Origin of the sequence: Herbaspirillum hiltneri N3 (assembly GCF_001267925.1) — a bacterium.
Lineage (GTDB): Bacteria > Pseudomonadota > Gammaproteobacteria > Burkholderiales > Burkholderiaceae_D > Herbaspirillum > Herbaspirillum hiltneri.
In genome coordinates this window covers 2,453,363-2,472,285 of the sequence record NZ_CP011409.1, presented here as the reverse complement: position 1 = coordinate 2,472,285, position 18,923 = coordinate 2,453,363, and the positions used below count along the sequence as shown (strand labels likewise).

General features: G+C 62.9%; 12 protein-coding genes. 5 read left to right on the top strand and 7 right to left on the bottom strand.

Annotation, left to right across the window (positions count from 1 at the left end; genetic code table 11):
- Window positions 1-12: 12 nt before the first annotated feature.
- A complete protein-coding gene (locus tag F506_RS11220; protein WP_053201490.1) occupies window positions 13-1,236 on the bottom strand; it encodes a GGDEF domain-containing protein in 1,224 nt (407 codons plus the stop codon).
- A gap of 354 nt (window positions 1,237-1,590) precedes the next feature.
- Between F506_RS11220 and F506_RS11215 the strand changes: the two genes are divergently transcribed.
- The 5 genes from F506_RS11215 (at window position 1,591) to F506_RS11195 (ending at window position 6,110) form a co-directional block, all read left to right on the top strand.
- Window positions 1,591-2,007, top strand: coding sequence for a DUF4148 domain-containing protein (locus F506_RS11215; RefSeq protein ID WP_053197495.1), 417 nt, complete (start codon window positions 1,591-1,593; stop codon window positions 2,005-2,007).
- A 110-nt stretch (window positions 2,008-2,117) separates the two neighbouring features.
- Window positions 2,118-2,360, top strand: a complete 243-nt coding sequence (locus tag F506_RS11210; RefSeq protein ID WP_053197493.1) for a hypothetical protein — start codon at window positions 2,118-2,120, stop codon at window positions 2,358-2,360.
- The gene (locus F506_RS11205; protein WP_053197490.1) at window positions 2,357-2,611 is read left to right on the top strand and encodes a type II toxin-antitoxin system YoeB family toxin; all 255 of its coding nucleotides are present in this window, start codon (window positions 2,357-2,359) and stop codon (window positions 2,609-2,611) included. Before F506_RS11210 ends, F506_RS11205 begins: the two co-directional genes overlap by 4 nt.
- Before the next feature lie 270 nt (window positions 2,612-2,881).
- The gene (locus tag F506_RS11200; RefSeq protein ID WP_053197488.1) at window positions 2,882-4,087 is read left to right on the top strand and encodes a porin; all 1,206 of its coding nucleotides are present in this window, start codon (window positions 2,882-2,884) and stop codon (window positions 4,085-4,087) included.
- Window positions 4,088-4,412: 325 nt separating this feature from the next.
- Window positions 4,413-6,110, top strand: coding sequence for a methyl-accepting chemotaxis protein (locus tag F506_RS11195; RefSeq protein WP_053197486.1), 1,698 nt, complete (start codon window positions 4,413-4,415; stop codon window positions 6,108-6,110).
- Between the two features lie 109 nt (window positions 6,111-6,219).
- On the opposite strand, the gene F506_RS11190 is transcribed toward F506_RS11195, so the two are convergent.
- The 6 genes from F506_RS11190 to F506_RS11165 form a co-directional block, all read right to left on the bottom strand.
- Window positions 6,220-8,322: an HlyD family efflux transporter periplasmic adaptor subunit gene (locus F506_RS11190; RefSeq protein WP_083457766.1), complete on the bottom strand. Its 2,103-nt coding sequence runs from the start codon at window positions 8,320-8,322 to the stop codon at window positions 6,220-6,222.
- 5 nt (window positions 8,323-8,327) lie between these two features.
- Window positions 8,328-9,716, bottom strand: a complete 1,389-nt coding sequence (locus F506_RS11185; protein WP_053197483.1) for an efflux RND transporter periplasmic adaptor subunit — start codon at window positions 9,714-9,716, stop codon at window positions 8,328-8,330.
- Window positions 9,713-15,121 (bottom strand): Ig-like domain-containing protein, encoded by a 5,409-nt coding sequence (locus F506_RS11180; protein WP_053197482.1) that lies wholly within the window; start codon window positions 15,119-15,121, stop codon window positions 9,713-9,715. Before F506_RS11180 ends, F506_RS11185 begins: the two co-directional genes overlap by 4 nt.
- Window positions 15,122-15,207: 86 nt before the next feature.
- Window positions 15,208-16,011, bottom strand: coding sequence for an efflux RND transporter periplasmic adaptor subunit (locus F506_RS11175; RefSeq protein ID WP_083457763.1), 804 nt, complete (start codon window positions 16,009-16,011; stop codon window positions 15,208-15,210).
- A complete protein-coding gene (locus tag F506_RS11170) occupies window positions 16,008-17,576 on the bottom strand; it encodes a TolC family protein (protein WP_083457760.1) in 1,569 nt (522 codons plus the stop codon). The genes F506_RS11175 and F506_RS11170 overlap by 4 nt, the downstream gene beginning before the upstream one ends.
- A 325-nt stretch (window positions 17,577-17,901) precedes the next feature.
- Window positions 17,902-18,783 carry a LysR family transcriptional regulator gene (locus tag F506_RS11165; RefSeq protein ID WP_053197480.1) on the bottom strand — a complete coding sequence of 294 codons (882 nt, stop codon included), beginning with the start codon at window positions 18,781-18,783 and terminating at the stop codon, window positions 17,902-17,904.
- Between the last annotated feature and the right edge of the window lie 140 nt (window positions 18,784-18,923).

The window sequence follows — 18,923 nt, the reverse complement described above, 5'->3', positions numbered from 1 at the left end:
AGGCCTGAACGATCAGGCCTGCGCACTATTCCTGCCGGCTTTTGCCGGCAGTTCCATTTCCATTTCCATTTCCGTTTCCAGCTTCGGCAGGGTCTCCTCCGACGCCACGCGATTGCGGCCGCTGTTCTTGGCGGCGTACAAGGCGCGGTCGGCGCGCGCATTGAAGCGGTCCGGACTGTCTTCCCAATGCGCAGTGGCGATGCCGATGCTGATGCTGTAGCGGCAGGAGCCGAACTCGCCGGACACGACCTGACCCTCCGCCTGCGCCCGCAGCGACTCCGCCATGGCGGCGGCATCGGCTGCTGTAGTGGCGGGGAGCAGCAGGCCGAATTCTTCTCCGCCCAGACGACCAAGCGCATCGCCCGGCCGCACGAAGTCGCCGGCCATCTGCACGAACGCGCGCAGCACTTCGTCGCCGCCGGCGTGGCCGTGAGTATCGTTGATGCGCTTGAAATGATCGAGGTCGATCAGCAGCAGCACCAGCGGCCGCGCCGGCTGCGCTGCTGCGAGCAGGTCACGGGTGATGCTCTCGAAGCGCTTGCGCGTGAGTGCGCCGGTGAGGTGGTCATGGTTGAGCGCGTGCTCGACCTTGGCCAGCATGGCGTCATGCACCATCATCACCGCGATCATGGTGAGCGTCGGCATGACCACCGCGCCGACGGTCAGCAGGCTGATGTTCCAGACGCTATTGAGCATGGCGAGCGACTCGTCCGGCGCCAGCGTCATGAAGTACAGGCCGCGCACCATTTGCGTCCCCGCGAACAGAAACGCCATCAGCGCCGCGAACCAGAAGTTGTAAGGACTGCGGTCGCGTGGGCGACGGCGCAGCAGGATCACGCCGATGGCGGTGCAGACGATGGTGTTGAAGGTGGTGGAGGCCACTACGCGCATCGGCAGGTTGGCGTCGACGTAGCGCCATACGATCATGGCGATGCCGATCAGCGCTACGCCTGCCAGCATGCGCACCCAAGGCACCGGACGACCAAGGAAACGCGCGCAGCCGGCGTAATAGAACGCGCCCGCCAGCGACATGACGACGTTGGCGACGACGATGGAAATGAAATCGGGAATTGCGGTGCGCAAGGCCAGCAGCGGCAGCGACACCACCATCGCCAGGTTGGCGAAAAACCATTCGCGCACGCCCGCCACCGGCGAGCGCAGCAAAGACCCCAGCACCAGCAGCATCGCCAAGCTGAACAGAGCGGTTGTGGTGAGAATCGAGACTACGGTCAGCATGGCGCGCAATGGAAATCAAACAGGCACGTATTGTAATGCGCAAGCTGCGGCAAGTTGCGGCCGCTGTGTTCTCGGCACCGTGTCTCCGGCCAGACCGGTACGCCGGGCGAAGGAGTTGGCGCGCCCGTGCGTATACCCGAAATCGCGTCATTATATTATTTCTATATTCGCAATAACGTTTTTCTTTTGGTATTGTTTATTCTCTTATGGGCAAGGATTAAAGTCTCTCCATCGATGAATGCAGTGCAGTTCGCAGCAGTATCTGCACTGCCGTGCTCCCTCATCGAGAGGCGGTCCGGCGGGTGTTCATGTCCCCGGATCGCCGCCTCTTTAATCACTACCGAAAGAAAAAAAATGGCTATCAATCAATTGGCGGCCGCTCTTGTTTTGACCGTTCTCAGCGGTTCTGTACTAGCAAACGCGCCTACCGCAACAACTTCAGCATCCTCCGCTTCTTCCGTTTCTTCCGCTTCTTCTCCCAAGACCCGCGCCCAGGTCATCGCTGAACTCGAGCAAGCGCGCGCCAACGGCGAACTCAACGTCGGCGACGCCGACTATCCCTACCAGCAGAAATTCGTCTCCACCAAGACGCGCGCCGAAGTCGTCGCCGAACTGGTCCGGGCCCGCGCCAGCGGTGAGCTCAGCGTCGGCGACGCCGCCTACCCGCACCTGCCTGCATTCGTGTCCACCAAGACCAGCGCCCAAGTGCAGGCCGAGCTGGTCGAATACAACAAGCACCCCGACCCGCAAGGTCTGTATCGCGGCTATTGATCCTGTCAGAGGCATCGCGCCGGGCGCAGCTGCGCCGCGACGATGCCCGGAGGAGAGCCGGCGGAGACAAGAATTCCACCCCGTTCAAGTCAAAAAACATCGAGGCAAGCATGTATTCCCTGAGTTCGCACTACCTGACCACGCACATCGACGAAGTGCTCGAACTGGCCGGTTCCGATGAAGTGCTGGTGACGCAGGACGCCTGCGACAATTTGATCATCCTGAAGGAATCCAGCTGGCGCGCGCTGCAGGACATCGTTCATCTGTTCGCCACCTCGGTCAACGCCGAGCGCCTGCAGGAAAGTCTGCAGCAGGTGCGCGCGGAGTTCCTCACCGAGGCATGTGTCGAATGAAGCTGCTGCTCACGCCGGGCGCAGCCGAAGACCTCGACTACTGGCAAGCCAACGATGCCGTTTTTGCCGACCGGATCCGCCAGATCCTGCTCAGGCTGAAACAGGGCGACGCCTTGCCCAGCCAGCAGGTCACGGAGCTGCCGCTGGCGTTCAAGGGCCTCAGCGCGGTGCGCATTTCAGCCGAGCACCGCATCGTATTCGAGCGCCTGCACGGCAACATCATCGTGCATCAGTGCCGCTTCCACTACTGAGCCGGCAGCATTCCTGCCAGCCCTGCCTTGCGAGGCGGGGCGTTGTCGTTTGGATAAGCGGCTTCCCGGCGGGCGCAGTTGTATAAAAGATACAAATTCCAATTTCAGAGAGAGAATTAAAAATAATTCTTTGTTTTAAATTCCATTATTTGTTTAAATAAATAAAGTCTTCTTGTAATTTCCATCGAGAAGCATCGATTGTGAAGCGTTTTCGCAACATCGCATCGATCCATTTTGGATGTCATTCAAACAATCATTGGAGTTCTGAAAATGAGAAAGTCTCTCCTGGCACTGGCGGTAATCGGCTCGTTCGCGAGCGTCGCCCATGCACAAAGCTCGGTCACGATCTACGGCATCATCGATGCCAGCGTGGCCTACAACAGCAAGGTCGCCACCGGCGTCGGTTCCGCCACCGGCAGCCGCGCCGGTGTGGATTCGGGTGCGATCAAGGGTTCGCGCCTCGGCTTCAAGGGCAGCGAAGATCTGGGTGGCGGCCTGAAGGCGCTGTTCAACCTGGAAAACGGCTTCAACGTCGACACCGGCGCCGCCGCACAAAATGGCACGCTGTTCGGCCGCACCGCCACCGTCGGCCTGTCGGGCAACTTCGGCGCCGTGCTGCTGGGCCGCCAAAAGGACTTCCTTGACGACATCGCGGCCTTCACCACGGTCGACGACCTCGGCGGCATGGTCAGCAATGTCCACGCCAAAGATCTGGATCGCACCAACGGCGAACGCGTCAACAACTCGATCCGCTACAACACGCCCAACGTCAACGGCTTCTATGGCAGCGTGATCTACGGCTTCGGCGAGAACGCCGGCTCCGCTTCCACCGGTCAGTCCTACGGCATCGGCGGTGCCTACGCCAACGGTCCGTTCGGCGTCGGCCTGGCTTACTTCCAGGCCAAGAAGGCCGGCACCGCAGCGGGCTCGATCGCCGGCAGCGACGTCAACTCCTCGGCCGCGACGACATGCTCCACCGGCGCCGCCAACATCGGTTCGACCTGCCTGAAGACCTGGACCCTGGCCGCCAGCTACCAGCTCGGCGCCGCCAAGCTGCACGGCTCGTGGTCGCAAGTGAAGCTGCCGCTGGCGCAAGCCAGCAGCGCGGTATCGTTCTCCGCCGCGTCGGCCGCCAGCTTCACGGCTGACAGCACCGCGCAATTCGCCGTCGGCGGCGTCAACAACGACAAGACCAACATCTTCGACGTCGGCGTCAACTACGCGCTGACGCCGGCCCTGTCGTTGCTGGCCAGCGTGCAATACGCCCGTGTCGGCTTCGTCAATGCCGGCGACGGCAAGATGACCCAGCTCAACCTGGGTGCGAAATACGCCTTGTCCAAGCGCACCTCGCTGTACGGCGTTTATCGCAACCTGCGCGCGTCCGACGTGTATAACGTCGGCGTCAACAGCAGCAGCGTGCCTGGTTCCGACAGCAGCCAGAACGCCGTCAACGTCGGCGTGATCCACTACTTCTGATAGCAGCACGGTTCAGAGCGGGGTCACCCGCAAAGCGCCGGCTACTTCAGGTAGCCGGCGCTTTTTTTCGTTTTCCGGCCGGAGTTCCGGTTATTCCTGCCGTGGCAAGGTGGTTTCCACGTGGAAATCCGGCGCCGGGCCGCAGCCATCAAGGAGTGTATAAAAGCTATCGGATTGATGAAAACTATCAATTTTTGCCAAACATTGATTTCGCCTAAGATTGCGTCAGCCGGCAGTTGTTGTGCACCGCAAGATACGGACAGCCGCCCAAAAAAAGACCACAAGCGCCGACTCCGGACGGCGTGCAACCTCAGGGAGCCTCACCATGAATCAATCGCCACGGCCTGCCATCAGCGTCGCAGCCCGCCTCGGAATCAGTTTCGCCATCGTGCTGGCCATGATGGTCGCGCTCACCGCACTCAGCATCATGAAGGTCAACGCCATCGAAGGCAGCCTCAGCACCATCAGCGACGACAACAACGTCAAGCAGCGTTACGCCATCAACTTCCGCGGCAGCGTGCATGACCGCGCGATCGCACTGCGCGACCTGACCCTGGTGGGCGACACCGAGGTCAAGGACGTCATCGGCCTGATCAGCAAACTGGACAGCGACTACCAGCAATCGGCGCAACCGCTCGACGCCATCTTCTCCGGTGAAAAGGGCAAGAACATCCGCGCCGAAGAACGCACCGACCTCGCCGCCATCAAGGCCATCGAAGCGCGCACCATGCCGCTGGTGCAACGCGTGATCGCGGCCCGCACCTCGGGCGACACCGACGGCGCACGCCAGATCATGCTGCAGCAAGGCAAGCCTGCCTTCGTCGAATGGCTGGCATCGATCAACAAATTCATCGACCTGCAGGAACAGATGACCCAGGCCGAATCGGCCCACGCACGCAGCCTGGCGCACGGCTTCCAGGCGCTGATGCTGGTGCTGCTGGCGATCGCCATGGCTACCGGCGTCGTGCTGGCGACATTGATCACCCGCCACATCCGCCGCGCACTTGGCGCCGAACCGGCGCAAGTCAAGGAACTGGCCTTCGCCGTCGATCGCGGCGAGCTGTACCACGCCATCGAGCAGGACAAGGATCTCGGCAAGGGTCGCGAAAGCATCATGGCCGCACTGTCGGAAATGAGCAGCAATCTGCGCCGTACCGTCACCGAAGTGCGCGACGCCGCCAGCGACGTTACCGAGATCAGCGCCCAGATCGCCGAAGGCAATCGCGATCTCGCCGCCCGCACCGAAGATCAGGCCGCCTCGCTGGAAGAAACCGCCTCGGCGATGGAGCAGCTGACGTCCACCGTCAAGCAGAACGACGACAACGCCAAGCAAGCCAACCAGCTGGCGCGCAACGCCTCCGCGATCGCCATCCAGGGCGGCGCCATCGTCGGCCAAGTGGTGCATACCATGGACTCCATCAATACTTCCTCGCGCAAGATCGTCGACATCATCGGCGTGATTGACGGCATCGCCTTCCAGACCAACATCCTGGCTCTGAACGCCGCAGTCGAAGCGGCGCGTGCCGGCGAACAAGGCCGCGGCTTTGCCGTGGTCGCCACCGAAGTGCGCAGCCTGGCGCAGCGCAGCTCGGCCGCCGCCAAGGAAATCAAGTCGCTCATCGATGACTCGGTGGAGAAGGTCGACACCGGCGCCAAGCTGGTCGGCCAGGCCGGCGAAACGATGGAACAGATCGTCGCCAGCGTGAAGCACGTCACCGACGTCGTCGGCGAAATCTCCGCCGCCAGCCACGAGCAAAGCATCGGCATCGAAGAAGTGCACCGCGCCATTGCATTGATGGACCAGGTCACGCAGCAGAACGCCGCACTGGTGGAGCAAGCCAGCGCCGCCGTCGGCACGTTGCAGGACCAGGCCGGCAGGCTCAATCAGGCCGTCGGCGTGTTCAGCCTGGAAGATCCGGCCCTGTCCAGCTCCGCCCGTATCCTGCCGCTGCGCCCGTTCGGCGCCGATGCCAAGGTGATCAATCCGGCTTTGCAGCTCAGGGATGAACGCCGCAGCGCCTGATCGTTCGCGGTAATCACGCACAAAAAAAAGCCCGCGCAAGCGGGCTTCATTTTGACGGGACTTGCTTCGACCTGCGCGGGCAAGCCGCCTGGCGATTTTACGGAGCCGGCTAGAAACCGGCTTCACGCCAGGCGACCGATGCCGCGGTACGCAAGAATCTCAATGCCGGCGCTTCCCACCGGCCTGCGATGGTGACGTGTCCGCGCCATTCCTGCTGCTCCGCCGGCAGCGCCCCGGCAACATTCAATACGACACGGAAGACGGCGTTTTCCGGATAGAGCACGCCGTTTTTTTCTCTCGCCAGTACGTCGCCGCCGAACAGATTCGCCAACTCAGGCTCTCCCATTGTGCGAGTGGCGTCGCGATCGATACTGGATACGGTCAGTCGCAACGACGGGCTTCCCAATCCATCGGCAATGAATAGCGCACGGTCGCCACGATCGATGCGATGCAGCGCATCTTCGTCGACATATACCACGACCTGCCATTGGCCGCCGGCCACCAGCGTGCCCAGATATTCCTGATTTTTTATCCACTGTCCCGGCCTCAGGTCCGGATCGACATCCACCAATACCCCGGCATACGGCGCGACCGGACGATAGCGCTGGAGGTCAACATTGACGGATGCCTGCTCGGCATCGGAAAAAGCCAGCTGATCATTCAGGAGTTGCCAGTCCTTGCGTGTGGCCGTGTCAAAGCCGGCCGCTGCGGATTGCCAGGACAAGGCTTCGTGGCGCGCATCCGCCTCGCCGATGCGCAGGTCCAGTTCAGGCGAGCTCAGGCGCAGCAGCGTCTGCCCGGCCTGTATCTTCTGTCCGCTTGCCACCGGCAGGGATTCGACCCTGGATTGTGGCGGCGCATACAACGCCATCCTGGTCTGCGGTTGCAGCATCCCGGAAGTACGTATTCGTCCCGGCCACGGAAGCAGGAACAGCAGACACAGCAAGGTTGCCAGCATCGCGGTGACACGGGCGCGAGGGCTGTGTTTCAATGCAGGCCATCGCAGACGCCATGCCTGTATTTCCCGCCAGATAGGCAGCGCCACAAACCATCCCATTTCGATGAAGAACAAGAGGATGCCGACCGCCTTGATAAAGAAATGGTAGACCAATGCGGCGATGCCAAGAAACAGCACCAGCCGGTAAATCCAGACCGCCCAGGCGAACAGGACGAGGCCGATGCGGCGCTGGTGCGGGAACACTTCGGGCGCTGGTTCGCCCAGCGCAAACAGGCGTTCACGCAGATCCCAGCGCGCCAGCGCGAAGCAGCGGTTATGCAGATTGGGCAGGCCCAGATAGTCCGACAGAATGTAGTAGCCATCGAAGCGCATGAAGGGGCTGGCGTTGATCGCCAGCGTGGAAATCCAGGTCGTGGTGGACAACAGAAAGGCGGCCTGCTTTACGCCGCCCTCCGGAAGCCAGGCCCACGCCAGCGTGGCCCACGCGGCGATTCCCATTTCGGTCACGATGCCGGCGCCGGCCACCGCCAGGCGTTGTTCGCGCCGCGGCAGCTTCCACACTTCGTTGGTGTCGGTGTAGGCGACCGGCCACATCACCAGAAAAGCCAATCCCATGGTCGGCACGCGGCAGCCATACCGCTTGGCCGTCAGCGCGTGTCCCAGTTCATGACAGGTTTTGGCAAACACGACAGCCACGCCATACATCGCCGCGCCTTGCCAGCTCAGGGTATCCATCAGCGTTGCGGAGAACCGATCCCATTCGCGATAGGCGCCAAGAATACCCAGCACGCCGGCGGCGATGGTCAGGCGGCGAAACGTGGGACTGAACAGGAACGCCAGGCGTGGTTGCAGCCATGTCAGCCAGGCATCGGGGCGTAGCAAGGGGATGCGGAAGAACAGATAGTTGTGCAGCAGCCATTGAAACAAAGTGCCGCGCTGCCGCTCACGCGCCGCGGCAAATACCGGGGCGGAACCGGACGCCGGCTGCAGCAGATTCTGCTCCCGCAAGAAATTCAAGAAATGGTCAAACGCCTCCTTGTCGAGTTGCAAGGCAGTCGAGCGATTGATATCGCCGATGATCGCTGCCGCATCATCCAGGTCCCAGCGGCTGAGCATTTCGAAGCTGGGCCAGTCGAGCTGGAAAAAGACATTGCGCACGGGGTCGTGCAGCGTCCAGCTGGGCTGGCCGTCGGGAAGTCTTGGTCCGGCAGAAATGGATAATTCCTGGCGCAGGCTCGGCAATCTTGCAGGCATGATGTTTACACGGCGAGGAACTGGCGAATGCTCGCCAATGGCCGCCGCAATATCCAGTAGACGAGGGGCACGCGGTCGCCCACCAGCTTTGCGGTTCCTTTCAGGCCGATGCGCTGGTCAGTCGCGGCGTCGATCTTGGCGCGCACGCGATAGGCATAAGTGCCGTCGGGACGCGCTGTTGCGCGATGTCCCATATAGCGCAGCGTGCCGGAGAGCGGCGTCAATGGCGCCGATGCCAGATACAGATGCAGCGGCGCCTGGTCCGGCAGGGGAATCGCGTCGCCCAGAGGCACCCAGGCTTCGATCTCCACGTCATTGGGAGCCGCGATCTGCATGATGCGTTCGCCGGTTTGCACCGGGCGTCCGATCCACTCGGACGGGTCGTCGAACAAGGCGATGCCGGCTTGCGGCGCCAGTACTTTCGAGCGCTGAGCCTGGCCCTCGAGGAAGGCGGCCTGCGCCTGCTTTTCAGCGACCTTGCCCAGCAGCCCCGCCAGTTGCGCTTTGGCGCGGGGATCGTTGAGCACGATCTGCGCTGCCTGCCGATATTCCGCTTGGGCGGTGGACAGCGCTTCGCGCGCGACATCGAGCTTGCTGTCGATCGGCGCCTGGTCGAAAGAAAAGAGTGCCTGGCCGGACGCGACCGACTGATTGGGACGGACGGTGAAGTTGGCGATGACGCCGTCGAGCGGCGCGCGGATGGTGGCAGGATTGGCAGGAACCAGTTCACCCGGAGCCAGCACCGTCAGGTGCACCGGGAACAGCAATACGCCCAGTACGGCGACCGCGACCGCGGCGCGGCGACGCCAGCGCAAGGATGGCAAGGAAGCGTTCCACCAATTGCGCAGATAAGTCGGCAAGGCCGCCAGCGACCAGCGCGGTCCGCGATGCAGGGCGCGCCAGGCGTGTTGCCAGATGTCCATCCATTCCGACAGCGACGCCAACTGCTCGGCCGACAGCGCCAGATCGCCCGCCAGCAGCAAGCCGGCCTGGCCGGAGGTACCGGACCGGTCTTCAGTTACGCGCCCGGTTCTGTTCAGGGGTATCCATGTGACGCAAGGAGGCAGCCATTCGTCCCAGGCGGCGGTGACTTTGGGCGGCAGCCGCGCGGCTTCGACCGCGAGCGGCGTATTCGCGTCATGCTGCTCGGCAAGCGCGCGGCAAAACTGGTCGATCCATTGCGCATAGGGCGCGTTGGCCTCGACCGCGACCACGCCGGACAGGGTGTGAACACCGCCGGCACCAAACCACAGTGCGGCCTGGCGGTAAGGCGCCAGGGTGCGGCTGTCATTGACGGCGAGGAAGGCCAGCTCGTTCGGGCTGCTCGCCGCGCGCGCACTTTGTGCTAGTTCCAGCAGGGCCAGCAGAGGATTGAAGACCGGGCCCGGATTCATGCACGCAATCGCGTCGTCGCCGGACTACGCGACAACAGGGCCAGGCGATCGGCTCCCGCCGCATGCGCCGATCTGATTTGTTCGTTCAGGCCGGGACGTCCCGCCGGTTCCTGCTGGCCGCGCTCAAGCTGCGCGCGCTGGTTGTTTTGTCCCTCTTTGGTGACGACGATCTTGAACGTCTGTACCGCGACGTGGCCCTGGCTGTCGCGCGCACTGACCTTGAAATTCAGCGTACCTTCAAATCCGAGGGGTGGCGTACCTGTGAACCGGCCAGTGGAGGGATCGAACTTGAGCCAGGTCGGCAACGGCCTGCCGTCCGCCAGGGTCGCGTTCAACTGCAGGCTGCTTGCATTTCCGCCGTAGGAGAAGGCATCGCCGGGCACCTGAAGAGAGATAGGACCATTATTGCGTACGTTCAGGTCGGGAATAGGCGTATTGCTGATCAGGACGCCATCGTTGCCAATCAGATCCGGGCGGCCGCTGGTCAGCGCCTGAGGTTCGGACAACGTAGTCGAATCAAGCGTGAAGACGCCGGACATCAACGGACTGCTCCAGGCGACGGAAGGCGTGAGGATGGGCGCGATGCTTGCCTCGTTTGGAGGCAGTCCGGGAGACGCCGGTTCTCCTCCGGTCTGTATGGCGAGAGGCGGCGGGATTTGCGTTTGCACCGGCAGCGGAGGCGGTAGCGGCGACGATGGCGCAACGGTTGCAATCGTTCCGACCGTGAGTTCGTTGCTGCTGACGTCGCTGGACGTGTTGCCGGCGATATCGGTGACGGTTGCCACCACCTCGTAACGATGCGCCGTAGGCAGCGCCAAAACACCGCTCGCCGGGACGGCCGTGGACAGATCAAGGCTCCAATGCCCTGCTACCGGAACGACATTATACGTAGCGCCGCCGACAGTGACCGTCATGGTTTCCCCTGCGGCCAGGGTGGCATTACCGGTCAACGTGGGTGTGCTGCTGTCGGTCTGCAGCGTGTCGACGGTCGCTACCGTGGCCGCAGTATCGTAGACGTAGGCCTGGCTGAGCACGGCGCCGTCGTTGCCGGCGGTGTCGGTCACCTTGACCAGCAGGGTGTTGCTGGCGTTGAGGGTCTGGCCGGCCAGCGACCAGGCATTGCTGCCGACAGTGGCGTTGGCGGTGTTCCAGGTAGCGCCGTTGTCGAGCGAGACCAGCACTGATTCGCCGGCCGCCAGGTTGGAGGACAGGGTGCCGCTTACCGTTTGCGCCGCCGTACGGGTGATGAAGTCGCTGCCGGAGGCGCCGCTGTCGGCCGAGAAGGCCACGCTGGCCACGCTGGTGGTCGGGGCGGTGGTGTCGAGCACGTAGGCCCGGCTGGTGGCGGCGCCGTTGTTGCCGGCGGCGTCCGTCACGCGCAGTTGAAGCGTGTTGCTGGCGGCCAGGGTGACGCCGTTCCAGGTCAGCGTGGTGCCGGACACCTTGCTGGTGATGTCGGTCCAGGTGGCGCCGTTGTCCAGCGAGCCGTAGACGATGTCGCCGGCCGCCGGGGCGCTGCTGAGCGTGGCGGAGATTGTCTGCGCCGCCGTGTTAGTGATCAGGTCGCTGTTGCTGGCACCGGTGTCGGCCGACAGCGCGATGCCGCTGAAGCTGGTGGTGGGCGCCGTGGTATCGAGCACGTAGGCCTGCGAGTAGGCGGTACCGTTGTTGCCTGCGTTGTCGCTGACGCGCACTTTCAGGGTGCCGCTGCCGGACAGCGTCTGCCCGGCCAGCGACCAGGTGTTGGCGCCGGCGCTGCTGGTCGCCAGCGTCCAGGTGGCGCCGTTGTCCAGCGACACGTAGACCTGCTCGTCGGCCGCCCGGTTTGACGCCAGCGTGCCGCTGATGGTTTGCGCCGCAGTCTTGGTGATGAAGTCGGTGCTGGAACTGCCGGTGTCGGACGAGAAGCTGGCGCCAGCCACGGTGTTGGTCGGCGCGGTGGTGTCGACGACGATATTCTTGTTGGCGCCCAGCGAGCCGGCCGTGCCCGGCGTGGCCAGCGTGAGGTCGGCAGGCCGGTGGCTGCCGCCGGCGTCGGTGATGGTGGCAGCGTTGAACGCCAGCGCGGCGGTCGAGCCGTAGTCGAGGTCGGCGCTGTTCTGCCCGGCGGCGACCACATAGGTGAACGTCAGCGTGCTGCTGCCCGAGCCGCCCGCGTAGCTGGCGACGCCGCCGTTGTCGAGCGTCAGCGTCGGCGTGCCGCCGCTGGTGTCGACGTCCACCGCTGTGGAGAAGCCTACCGTGATGGTAATGGTCTGGCCGGCGGCGTAGCTGCCGTCCGCAGTGGTGGCGCTGATGCCGGTCACGCTCGGGCTGGTGCCGTCGACATTGATGCCGGCCGTGCTGCCGACGCTGTTGAGGGTGGTCGCGGCGTTGTTGCCTGCGGTGTCGCGCAGCGTGCCGCCGTTGAGCGACAGCGCGCCGACCGTGATGCCGTTGGCATCGACGTCGCCGCCGGGCACGGTGTAGCGGAACACCAGCGCACTGGTGCCGGAGCCGGACACATAGCTGGCGTAGCGCGTGGTGGCGCCGACCACGAGGGCGATGCGCGGCGTGCCGCCGGTGGTGTCGACGGTGACGGCTTCGTCGAAGTTGACGGTGAAGTCCAGCGGATTGCCATTGTAGTAGGTGCCGTTGGCCGGCACGGCCACCGAGGCGACGGTGGGCGCGGTGGAGTCGATGTTGATGGTCAGCGCGGCCGAAGCGGCCGTGGCGTTGCCGGCGGCGTCCGTGGAGACGGCCGTGATGGTGTGGTTGCCTTCGGCCAGCGCGCCGGTGGTCAGGGTCCAGCCGCCGGCGCCGGCGGTGACGGTGCCCAGCAGCGTGGCCCCGTCGAACACGGTGACGGTGCTGCCGTTCTCGGCCGTGCCGCTCAGTGTCGGCGTGGTGTCGCTGGTCACGCCGTCGCTGCCGGAGGCGCCCGTGTCGCTGGCTCCTGCCAGCACCGGCGTGCCGGGCGTGGCCGGGGTGCTGGTGTCGAGCGTGTAGGCCTGGGTCTTGGCGCTGCCGCTGTTGCCGGCGGCGTCGACGACCCTTAGCTGCAACGTGCTGCTGCCGGTCAGCGTGACGCCGTTCCAGCTCAGGGCGGTGCCGCTGACCTTGCTGGTGATGTCGGTCCAGGTGGCGCCGTTGTCCAGCGAACCGTAGACGATGTCGCCGGCGGCCAGTGTGGTGCTCAGGGTGGCCGTGATGGTCTGGGCCGCAGTCTTGGTGATGAAGTCGCTGTTGCTGCCGCCGGTGTCGGCCGACAGCGCCAGGCTGTTGAAGGCGATGGTCGGCGCCGTGGTGTCGTAGACGTAGGCCTGGCTCAATACGCTGCCGTCGTTGCCGGCGGTGTCGCTGACCTTGACCTTGAGGGTGTTGCTGGCGGTGAGCGTGCGCCCGGCCAGCGACCAGGTGTTCTGGCCCACGGTGGTGGTGGCGGTGGTCCAGGTCGAACCGTTGTCGAGCGATACCAGCACCGTCTCGCCGACGGCCAGGTTGGCCGACAGCGTGCCGCTCAGGTCCTGCGCCGCCGTATTGGTGACGAAGTCGGACGACGAGGTGCCGCTGTCGTTGGAGAAGGCCGCCGTGGCCACAGTGGTGGTGGGCGCGGTGGTGTCCAGCGTATAGCTATGGGAGCTCAGGCTGCTGTCGTTGCCGGCTGCGTCGGTCACCTTGAACGCGATGGAGCTGCTGCCGGCGCCCAGGGTGGCGCCGTTCCAGGTCAGCGTGGTGCCGGACACCTTGCTGGTGATGTCGGTCCAGGTGGCGCCGTTATCCAGAGAGCCGTAGACGACATCACCGGCGGTCAGCGTTGTGCTCAGGGTGGCCGTGATGGTCTGGGCCGCAGTCTTGGTGATGAAGTCGCTGCCGCTGCTGCCGGTGTCGGCTGACAGCGCGATGCCGCTGAAGCTGGTGGTGGGCGCCGTGGTGTCCAGCGCGTAGCTGTGCGTGTAGGCGGTGCTGGAGCCGTCGCTATTGGTGACGCGCGCCTGGAAGGTGCTGCTGCCGGCCAGCGTGGTGGTGGTGCTCCAGCTGCTGGAGCCGACCGTGTAGCTGGTGGCATCGGTCCAGCTGCTGCCGTTGTCATACGACACTTGAACCTTTTCGCCCGTGCTCAGGTTGGTCGACAGCGTGCCGTTGATGGTTTGCGCGGCGGTCTTGGTGATGAAGTCGCTGCTGCTGGTGCCGGTGTCGGCCGACAGGCTGGCGCTGTTGACCGTGACCGTGGGCGGGTGCAGCACAGCCTTGACGTCAGTGATGTCGAAATTCTGGAACAGCCCGAAATCGCCGGAACTGAACACCACCTGCTTGACGTCGTTGATCTGTTTGCTCAGGCTGGAATTGAGCACGGTCTGCCAGCCGTTGGCCAGCGAGTTGACTGTCAGCGTGTCGGTTGTATTGTCGGCATACGTAAAGTCTATCCTCAGCGAGCCGGTCAGGACGCCGACATCGAACGAGCTGATGTCGAAGCTGTAGCCGGAACCGATTGTGATCGTCAGTTTGACTTCATTGGTCGGGCCTTGATAGGCGTACAACCCGTCCGTGCCATAGGTGCCGTCAATGCCCAGGCCGCCGGCGCTGGCGCCGCCGGAAAACGTGATGTTCTGGCCGTTGACCTGCTTGACGATGGTGGTCGAGGTGTAGTCGGCGTCGCTGCCGGACAAGGTAATCAAGGTGAGCAGGCCCTGATAGTCGGCGATGTCGAGCGCTTTGGTGTCGATCTTGCCGGCATGCGCTTCGAGCGTCCAGTTGCCGCCGATGGCTGCCGCGCCGGTGGCGTCGCGCGACGCCGCGACATCGGCGCCGGTGACCTGCGCCAGATCGGCGATCAGCGTGTTGTTGTCGCCGGCGGCGACATCGCAGCCGTACAACAGCAAGTCGCCGTCGGCGGTCAGGGCCTGGCCAAGTTGCGCCAGTTCAGCCTGGGTGGTGGCGGTTCCCAGCGTCGCTTCATCCAACCGCGCCGTGCCGAGGTTGATTACACCTTCCGAGCCATGCGAGAGGATGTGGATTGCATCCAGTCCGTTTTGCGTGGCCGCCCATTGCGCGATCTGCGCCAGGCCGTCCTTGCTGCCGTCGAACTCGACGATGCCTACGCCATCGCGGACGCCGGCTTCCAGGCTCTTGTAATTGGCGACGGAGGTGTCGACCAGTACCACCTCTTTCTTGCCCTCGTCCTTGGCCGGATCGGCGGCTCGCACCGTGACTGCCGGCGGCACTGGCGGCGGCGCGCTGTCATGCGCCTGGGCGGCGTGTGCTGCGTCGGCGACAGCGCCGTCAAACATGAAGCGTTGTTCCAGCGACAGCAATTGCGATGCATGCCGCAGCGGCCGACGGACGGCTGGCTTATCAGTATCGGCAACAGCAGCAACAGCGGCATCGGCGGCAGCGCGACGCAGGGAAGAAATCAACTGGTTCATGGCGTGCTCCTATGTGAGGGGCGTTTGGAACGATTGAACAATTGAAACGATCGCGACTGAACAATTCAATTGAACGCGCGCAGATACTAGCGTGGTGGTGCGATCAGGACTTTGCCGCTCATGCCGGCAATCAACTCACTGAAGTGGCCGTCAATCACCGCGGTCAGCTTGACGGACTGGCTGACCGGATCGACGCGCGCACCGATGCGCAGCACCTTGGCTGGATAAGTCTTGCCGGTTTCGTCAATGTTGACCTGGAACGCCGCACCATTGCGCAGCCACGCAAGCCAGCGCGAAGGGACGATGAATTCCAGTTCCAGCTGACTGTCGTCAATGATTTCCATCAGTCCCTGGCCGGGCTGCACGTATTGCTGTTCCCGCACCTTTTGCTCGGCGATGCGACCGGCGAATGGCGCGGAAATCTGGCATTTCCCGATCAGCGTCCGGTTGGCGGCGACTTCGGCTTGCGCCTTGAGCGCTTCGGCCTTCGACACCTCGAGTTCCATCTTTCCGACCGAATTGAGCTCAGCCAGTTTTTGATTCCCGCGCCACGTGGCATCGGCGGCCATCAATGCAGCGTTGGCTTTCGCCAGCTGGGCCTGCTGCAACATGCAGTCGAATTGCACCAGCACCTGTCCTTGCTTGAATGCAGCACCTTCGACCAATGGCAAGCGATTGATCTTGGCGCCGATTTCAGCCGCCAACGTGGTGTAACGGCGTGGCGCCAATTGGGCGCGGATTTCGCGATTTTCGAGGGCTGATCCGGTTGCAGATCCGGCTGAGGCCTGCGGCGCAGCGGCGTAGCCAGTTGATGCAAGCAGTGTAAACGCACAGGAAAACGCATAGGCAAATGCCAGCCGGCCGCGCCCACCGTGTAAGGCTGAAATCATGGACGACTCTCTGGTTCCGGCAAGACACCCTGATTCCACGCCTGCAGGGATTTGTCGACGGCCGCCGTCAATGCCTCCAACGGCATGTCCGATGTCGCGTCCACAGAAGGTTCCATACCCAATGTCGCTTGCAGGCGTGATGCCGCCGCTTGCGCGTTCGACAAGGCCTGGTAGCGACGCAATTGGGACAGCACCGCGGCGCTCTGTTGCGAAATTCTGTCCAGCGTCGATTGTTTTTCCGCACTGGCCTGATTGGCGATGTGCTGAGCAAGACGCACATCGACTTGCGCAATGGCGTCAGAGCGCTCGTACTGTTGAGCCGTATTCGCGTATTGCAATCGCGCGATGTGCAATTGGCTCAGCACAGCCATCTGTATCGCCATGCGGCGCTGATCCGCCAGTGCGACCCCCGCATCGGCCAGACGCATTTGCGCAGGCGCAGACAGCAAGCCCAGCAGATTGAATGAGATCTGCGCACCCGCTTCGGTCCAGTTCTGATGAATCAGATAATCGTCGTCGCTACGCTTGTAGCCGTAATTGAACGACAAGCCGGGGAAAAATTTGAGCAGCGTACGCCGGGTTTCCTGTTGCGCGATGCGGGCGTTGTAGATGCCTTCGCGCAAATCGGGATTGCGCAGCAATGCCACTTCTTCCAGTTTGTCCATCGGTTGGCCAAGCCATGCCGTATTGATGTCGCCGGCCTGATCGACGACCGTGTAGTCAACGGTCAGAGGTATCGCTGTCAGCGTCGCCAATTCAATGCGCGCAGCCGAGAGTTCCTGTTCTATGGTTTCGAGCAGGCGCAAATTTTCCAGCAGTTGGCGCTGATAACGCAGCGGCTCCAGGGGCGACCGGATGCGGTCCGCTTCGGCCTTGCGCGCATCCTTCAGCGCCAGCTCGGATTCAGTGATGGTGGTGCGCAGCAGAGGCATCAGTTTTTGTGCCGCGACGACGCGCCAATAGGCCGTGCGCACATCCAGGATCAGATTGTGCAGCGCCTTGCGTCGACGTTCCCCGGCAATCAGGACGCGATCGGCATTTTGGCGGGCTGCGTAATAACTCTGTCCAAAGTCGAGCAGGCTCCAGGAGATGCCGACATCGGTAGTGACGGCAGTGCGGCTGGAAGAAATGTAAGGATTGGCCAATGAAGGCGCGCCGGTCACTGAATCGGTGCTGCGGGTAATCAGGTCATTGTTGCGGCTACGATAACCGGCGGAAGCAACCAGCTTGGGCAGCATGTCGAACTGGCCGGCTTCGAACGTCCCCATGGCGACAGCTTCTTCCATGGCCCGATAGCGGCGATCGGCGTTGTACTTGATGGCGCGGGCAATTGCTTCGTTCAAGGTCAGCGGGCCGCTCAAGGGAGCCACATCACGGGTCAGCGCGGCGCGATCCTCGGCGAGAGTGGAGCGAATCTCCGATGTTGAAAGTCGCGCCGAGTCGATGTCCAGCGTTGAGCAGCCGCTGAGTATCAGCAGGCCGATGGCACCGCTTGCCGCGGTCTTGGCCAGCGACGAATAATTTGTCCCGATAGCGGATACCCGCTTCCCCAACGCATGCTGCATTTGCGCATCTCCCCATATTTTCTATATCGGCCGGAACTGCGAATAACTGCGAACAGTCCCGGCATTTCATTTTCTTTGAAGCCAGGCAATATTTTGGCAGTTAACCAGAGCTTAATCAATCGTGTAACGCGAGCTTAACCGCGCATCTTCCGTGTTTTGCGCTTTCGTCTTTGCATTGGACCTTAATTCAAATTATTTAATTGTTAACATTCCGGCCGCTCAATGCTCGGCATCGTTGCCTTCACGCGACCGCGCCGCGCGCAGCGATGTCGCTGAAAACGATATCAGCAGTTGGAATCAAGACAGCAGACGGAGATGCTTCGATTCAGGCGCGGATGAAATCCACAAATGCCCGCAAGGGAGGCGGGAGATTGCGTCGTCCCGGATAGTAGAGAAAAAAACGCGCCGCCGGCGCATTCCAGGCAGGGAGCACCGTCACCAGATCTCCGCAGGCCAGCGCATCGAGCGCCATGGTTTCATAGACATAGGCTACGCCCAGTCCGTCGCGCGCCGCCTGGATCATCAGGGCGTCATCATCAAGCACCAACGCGCCATTGACCGACAACGTCAGCGGCAGGCCCTTGCCCGATAATTCCCACGCATATCGTGTCCCGCTCGGAAAGCGCCTTCCGATGCAGGCATGCGAAAGCAAGTCGGCCGGCTCCCGCGGCGTACCGTGCTGCGCCAGGTAGGACGGAGACGCCACCATCACGAATGCCTGCGGCGGCCCGATGGGAAGCGCAACCATGTCTCCGGCCAGGCGTTCTCCGAAGCGAATGCCGGCGTCGAATCCGGCGCCGACGATATCGCTGAGGCCATCGTCGGTCACGATTTCCACCTGGATGCGCGGATGGGCCGTGATAAAGCGGGACAGTAGCGGGCCCACCGCCAATCTGGCTGCCGGGCGGGGCATGTTGAGTCGCAGCGTGCCGGAGGTCTGCTCCTGCATGGCGGCGAGAGCGGTCAAGGCCTCGGCCACGTCCTGCAACGCAGGCGACAAGCGCGCCAGCAATAGTTCACCGGCTTCGGTCGGCGTCACGCTGCGCGTCGTCCGGTTCAGCAAGCGCAGACCCAGGCGATCTTCCAGGACACGCATCGCATGGCTTAAGGCAGAAGCCGTGATGCCTCGTTCCGCAGCCGCCTTGCGAAAACTGCGGTGACGGGCTACTGCGGCGAAGGCATCAAGTTCATGCAAATCTGGTGTCATAGCTGAATTTTTCTCATCAATCCATCAAGCATAACCGGTCTTATCGTTTTCCACTCCAGCGGACACACTGATGCGCTGCCATCGGCTCACGCAGTTGCGCGGCCCACGGCGATCAACTTCCTCCTCACCTGAAAGAGAAA

What these genes read in the sequence shown, in the direction of transcription:
- F506_RS11220 (WP_053201490.1), bottom strand. Translation starts at nt 1,236, where the DNA reads ATGCTGACCGTAGTCTCGATTCTCACCACAACCGCTCTGTTCAGCTTG.
- F506_RS11215 (WP_053197495.1), top strand. Translation starts at nt 1,591, where the DNA reads ATGGCTATCAATCAATTGGCGGCCGCTCTTGTTTTGACCGTTCTCAGC.
- F506_RS11210 (WP_053197493.1), top strand. Translation starts at nt 2,118, where the DNA reads ATGTATTCCCTGAGTTCGCACTACCTGACCACGCACATCGACGAAGTG.
- F506_RS11205 (WP_053197490.1), top strand. Translation starts at nt 2,357, where the DNA reads ATGAAGCTGCTGCTCACGCCGGGCGCAGCCGAAGACCTCGACTACTGG.
- F506_RS11200 (WP_053197488.1), top strand. Translation starts at nt 2,882, where the DNA reads ATGAGAAAGTCTCTCCTGGCACTGGCGGTAATCGGCTCGTTCGCGAGC.
- F506_RS11195 (WP_053197486.1), top strand. Translation starts at nt 4,413, where the DNA reads ATGAATCAATCGCCACGGCCTGCCATCAGCGTCGCAGCCCGCCTCGGA.
- F506_RS11190 (WP_083457766.1), bottom strand. Translation starts at nt 8,322, where the DNA reads ATGCCTGCAAGATTGCCGAGCCTGCGCCAGGAATTATCCATTTCTGCC.
- F506_RS11185 (WP_053197483.1), bottom strand. Translation starts at nt 9,716, where the DNA reads ATGAATCCGGGCCCGGTCTTCAATCCTCTGCTGGCCCTGCTGGAACTA.
- F506_RS11180 (WP_053197482.1), bottom strand. Translation starts at nt 15,121, where the DNA reads ATGAACCAGTTGATTTCTTCCCTGCGTCGCGCTGCCGCCGATGCCGCT.
- F506_RS11175 (WP_083457763.1), bottom strand. Translation starts at nt 16,011, where the DNA reads ATGATTTCAGCCTTACACGGTGGGCGCGGCCGGCTGGCATTTGCCTAT.
- F506_RS11170 (WP_083457760.1), bottom strand. Translation starts at nt 17,576, where the DNA reads ATGCAGCATGCGTTGGGGAAGCGGGTATCCGCTATCGGGACAAATTAT.
- F506_RS11165 (WP_053197480.1), bottom strand. Translation starts at nt 18,783, where the DNA reads ATGACACCAGATTTGCATGAACTTGATGCCTTCGCCGCAGTAGCCCGT.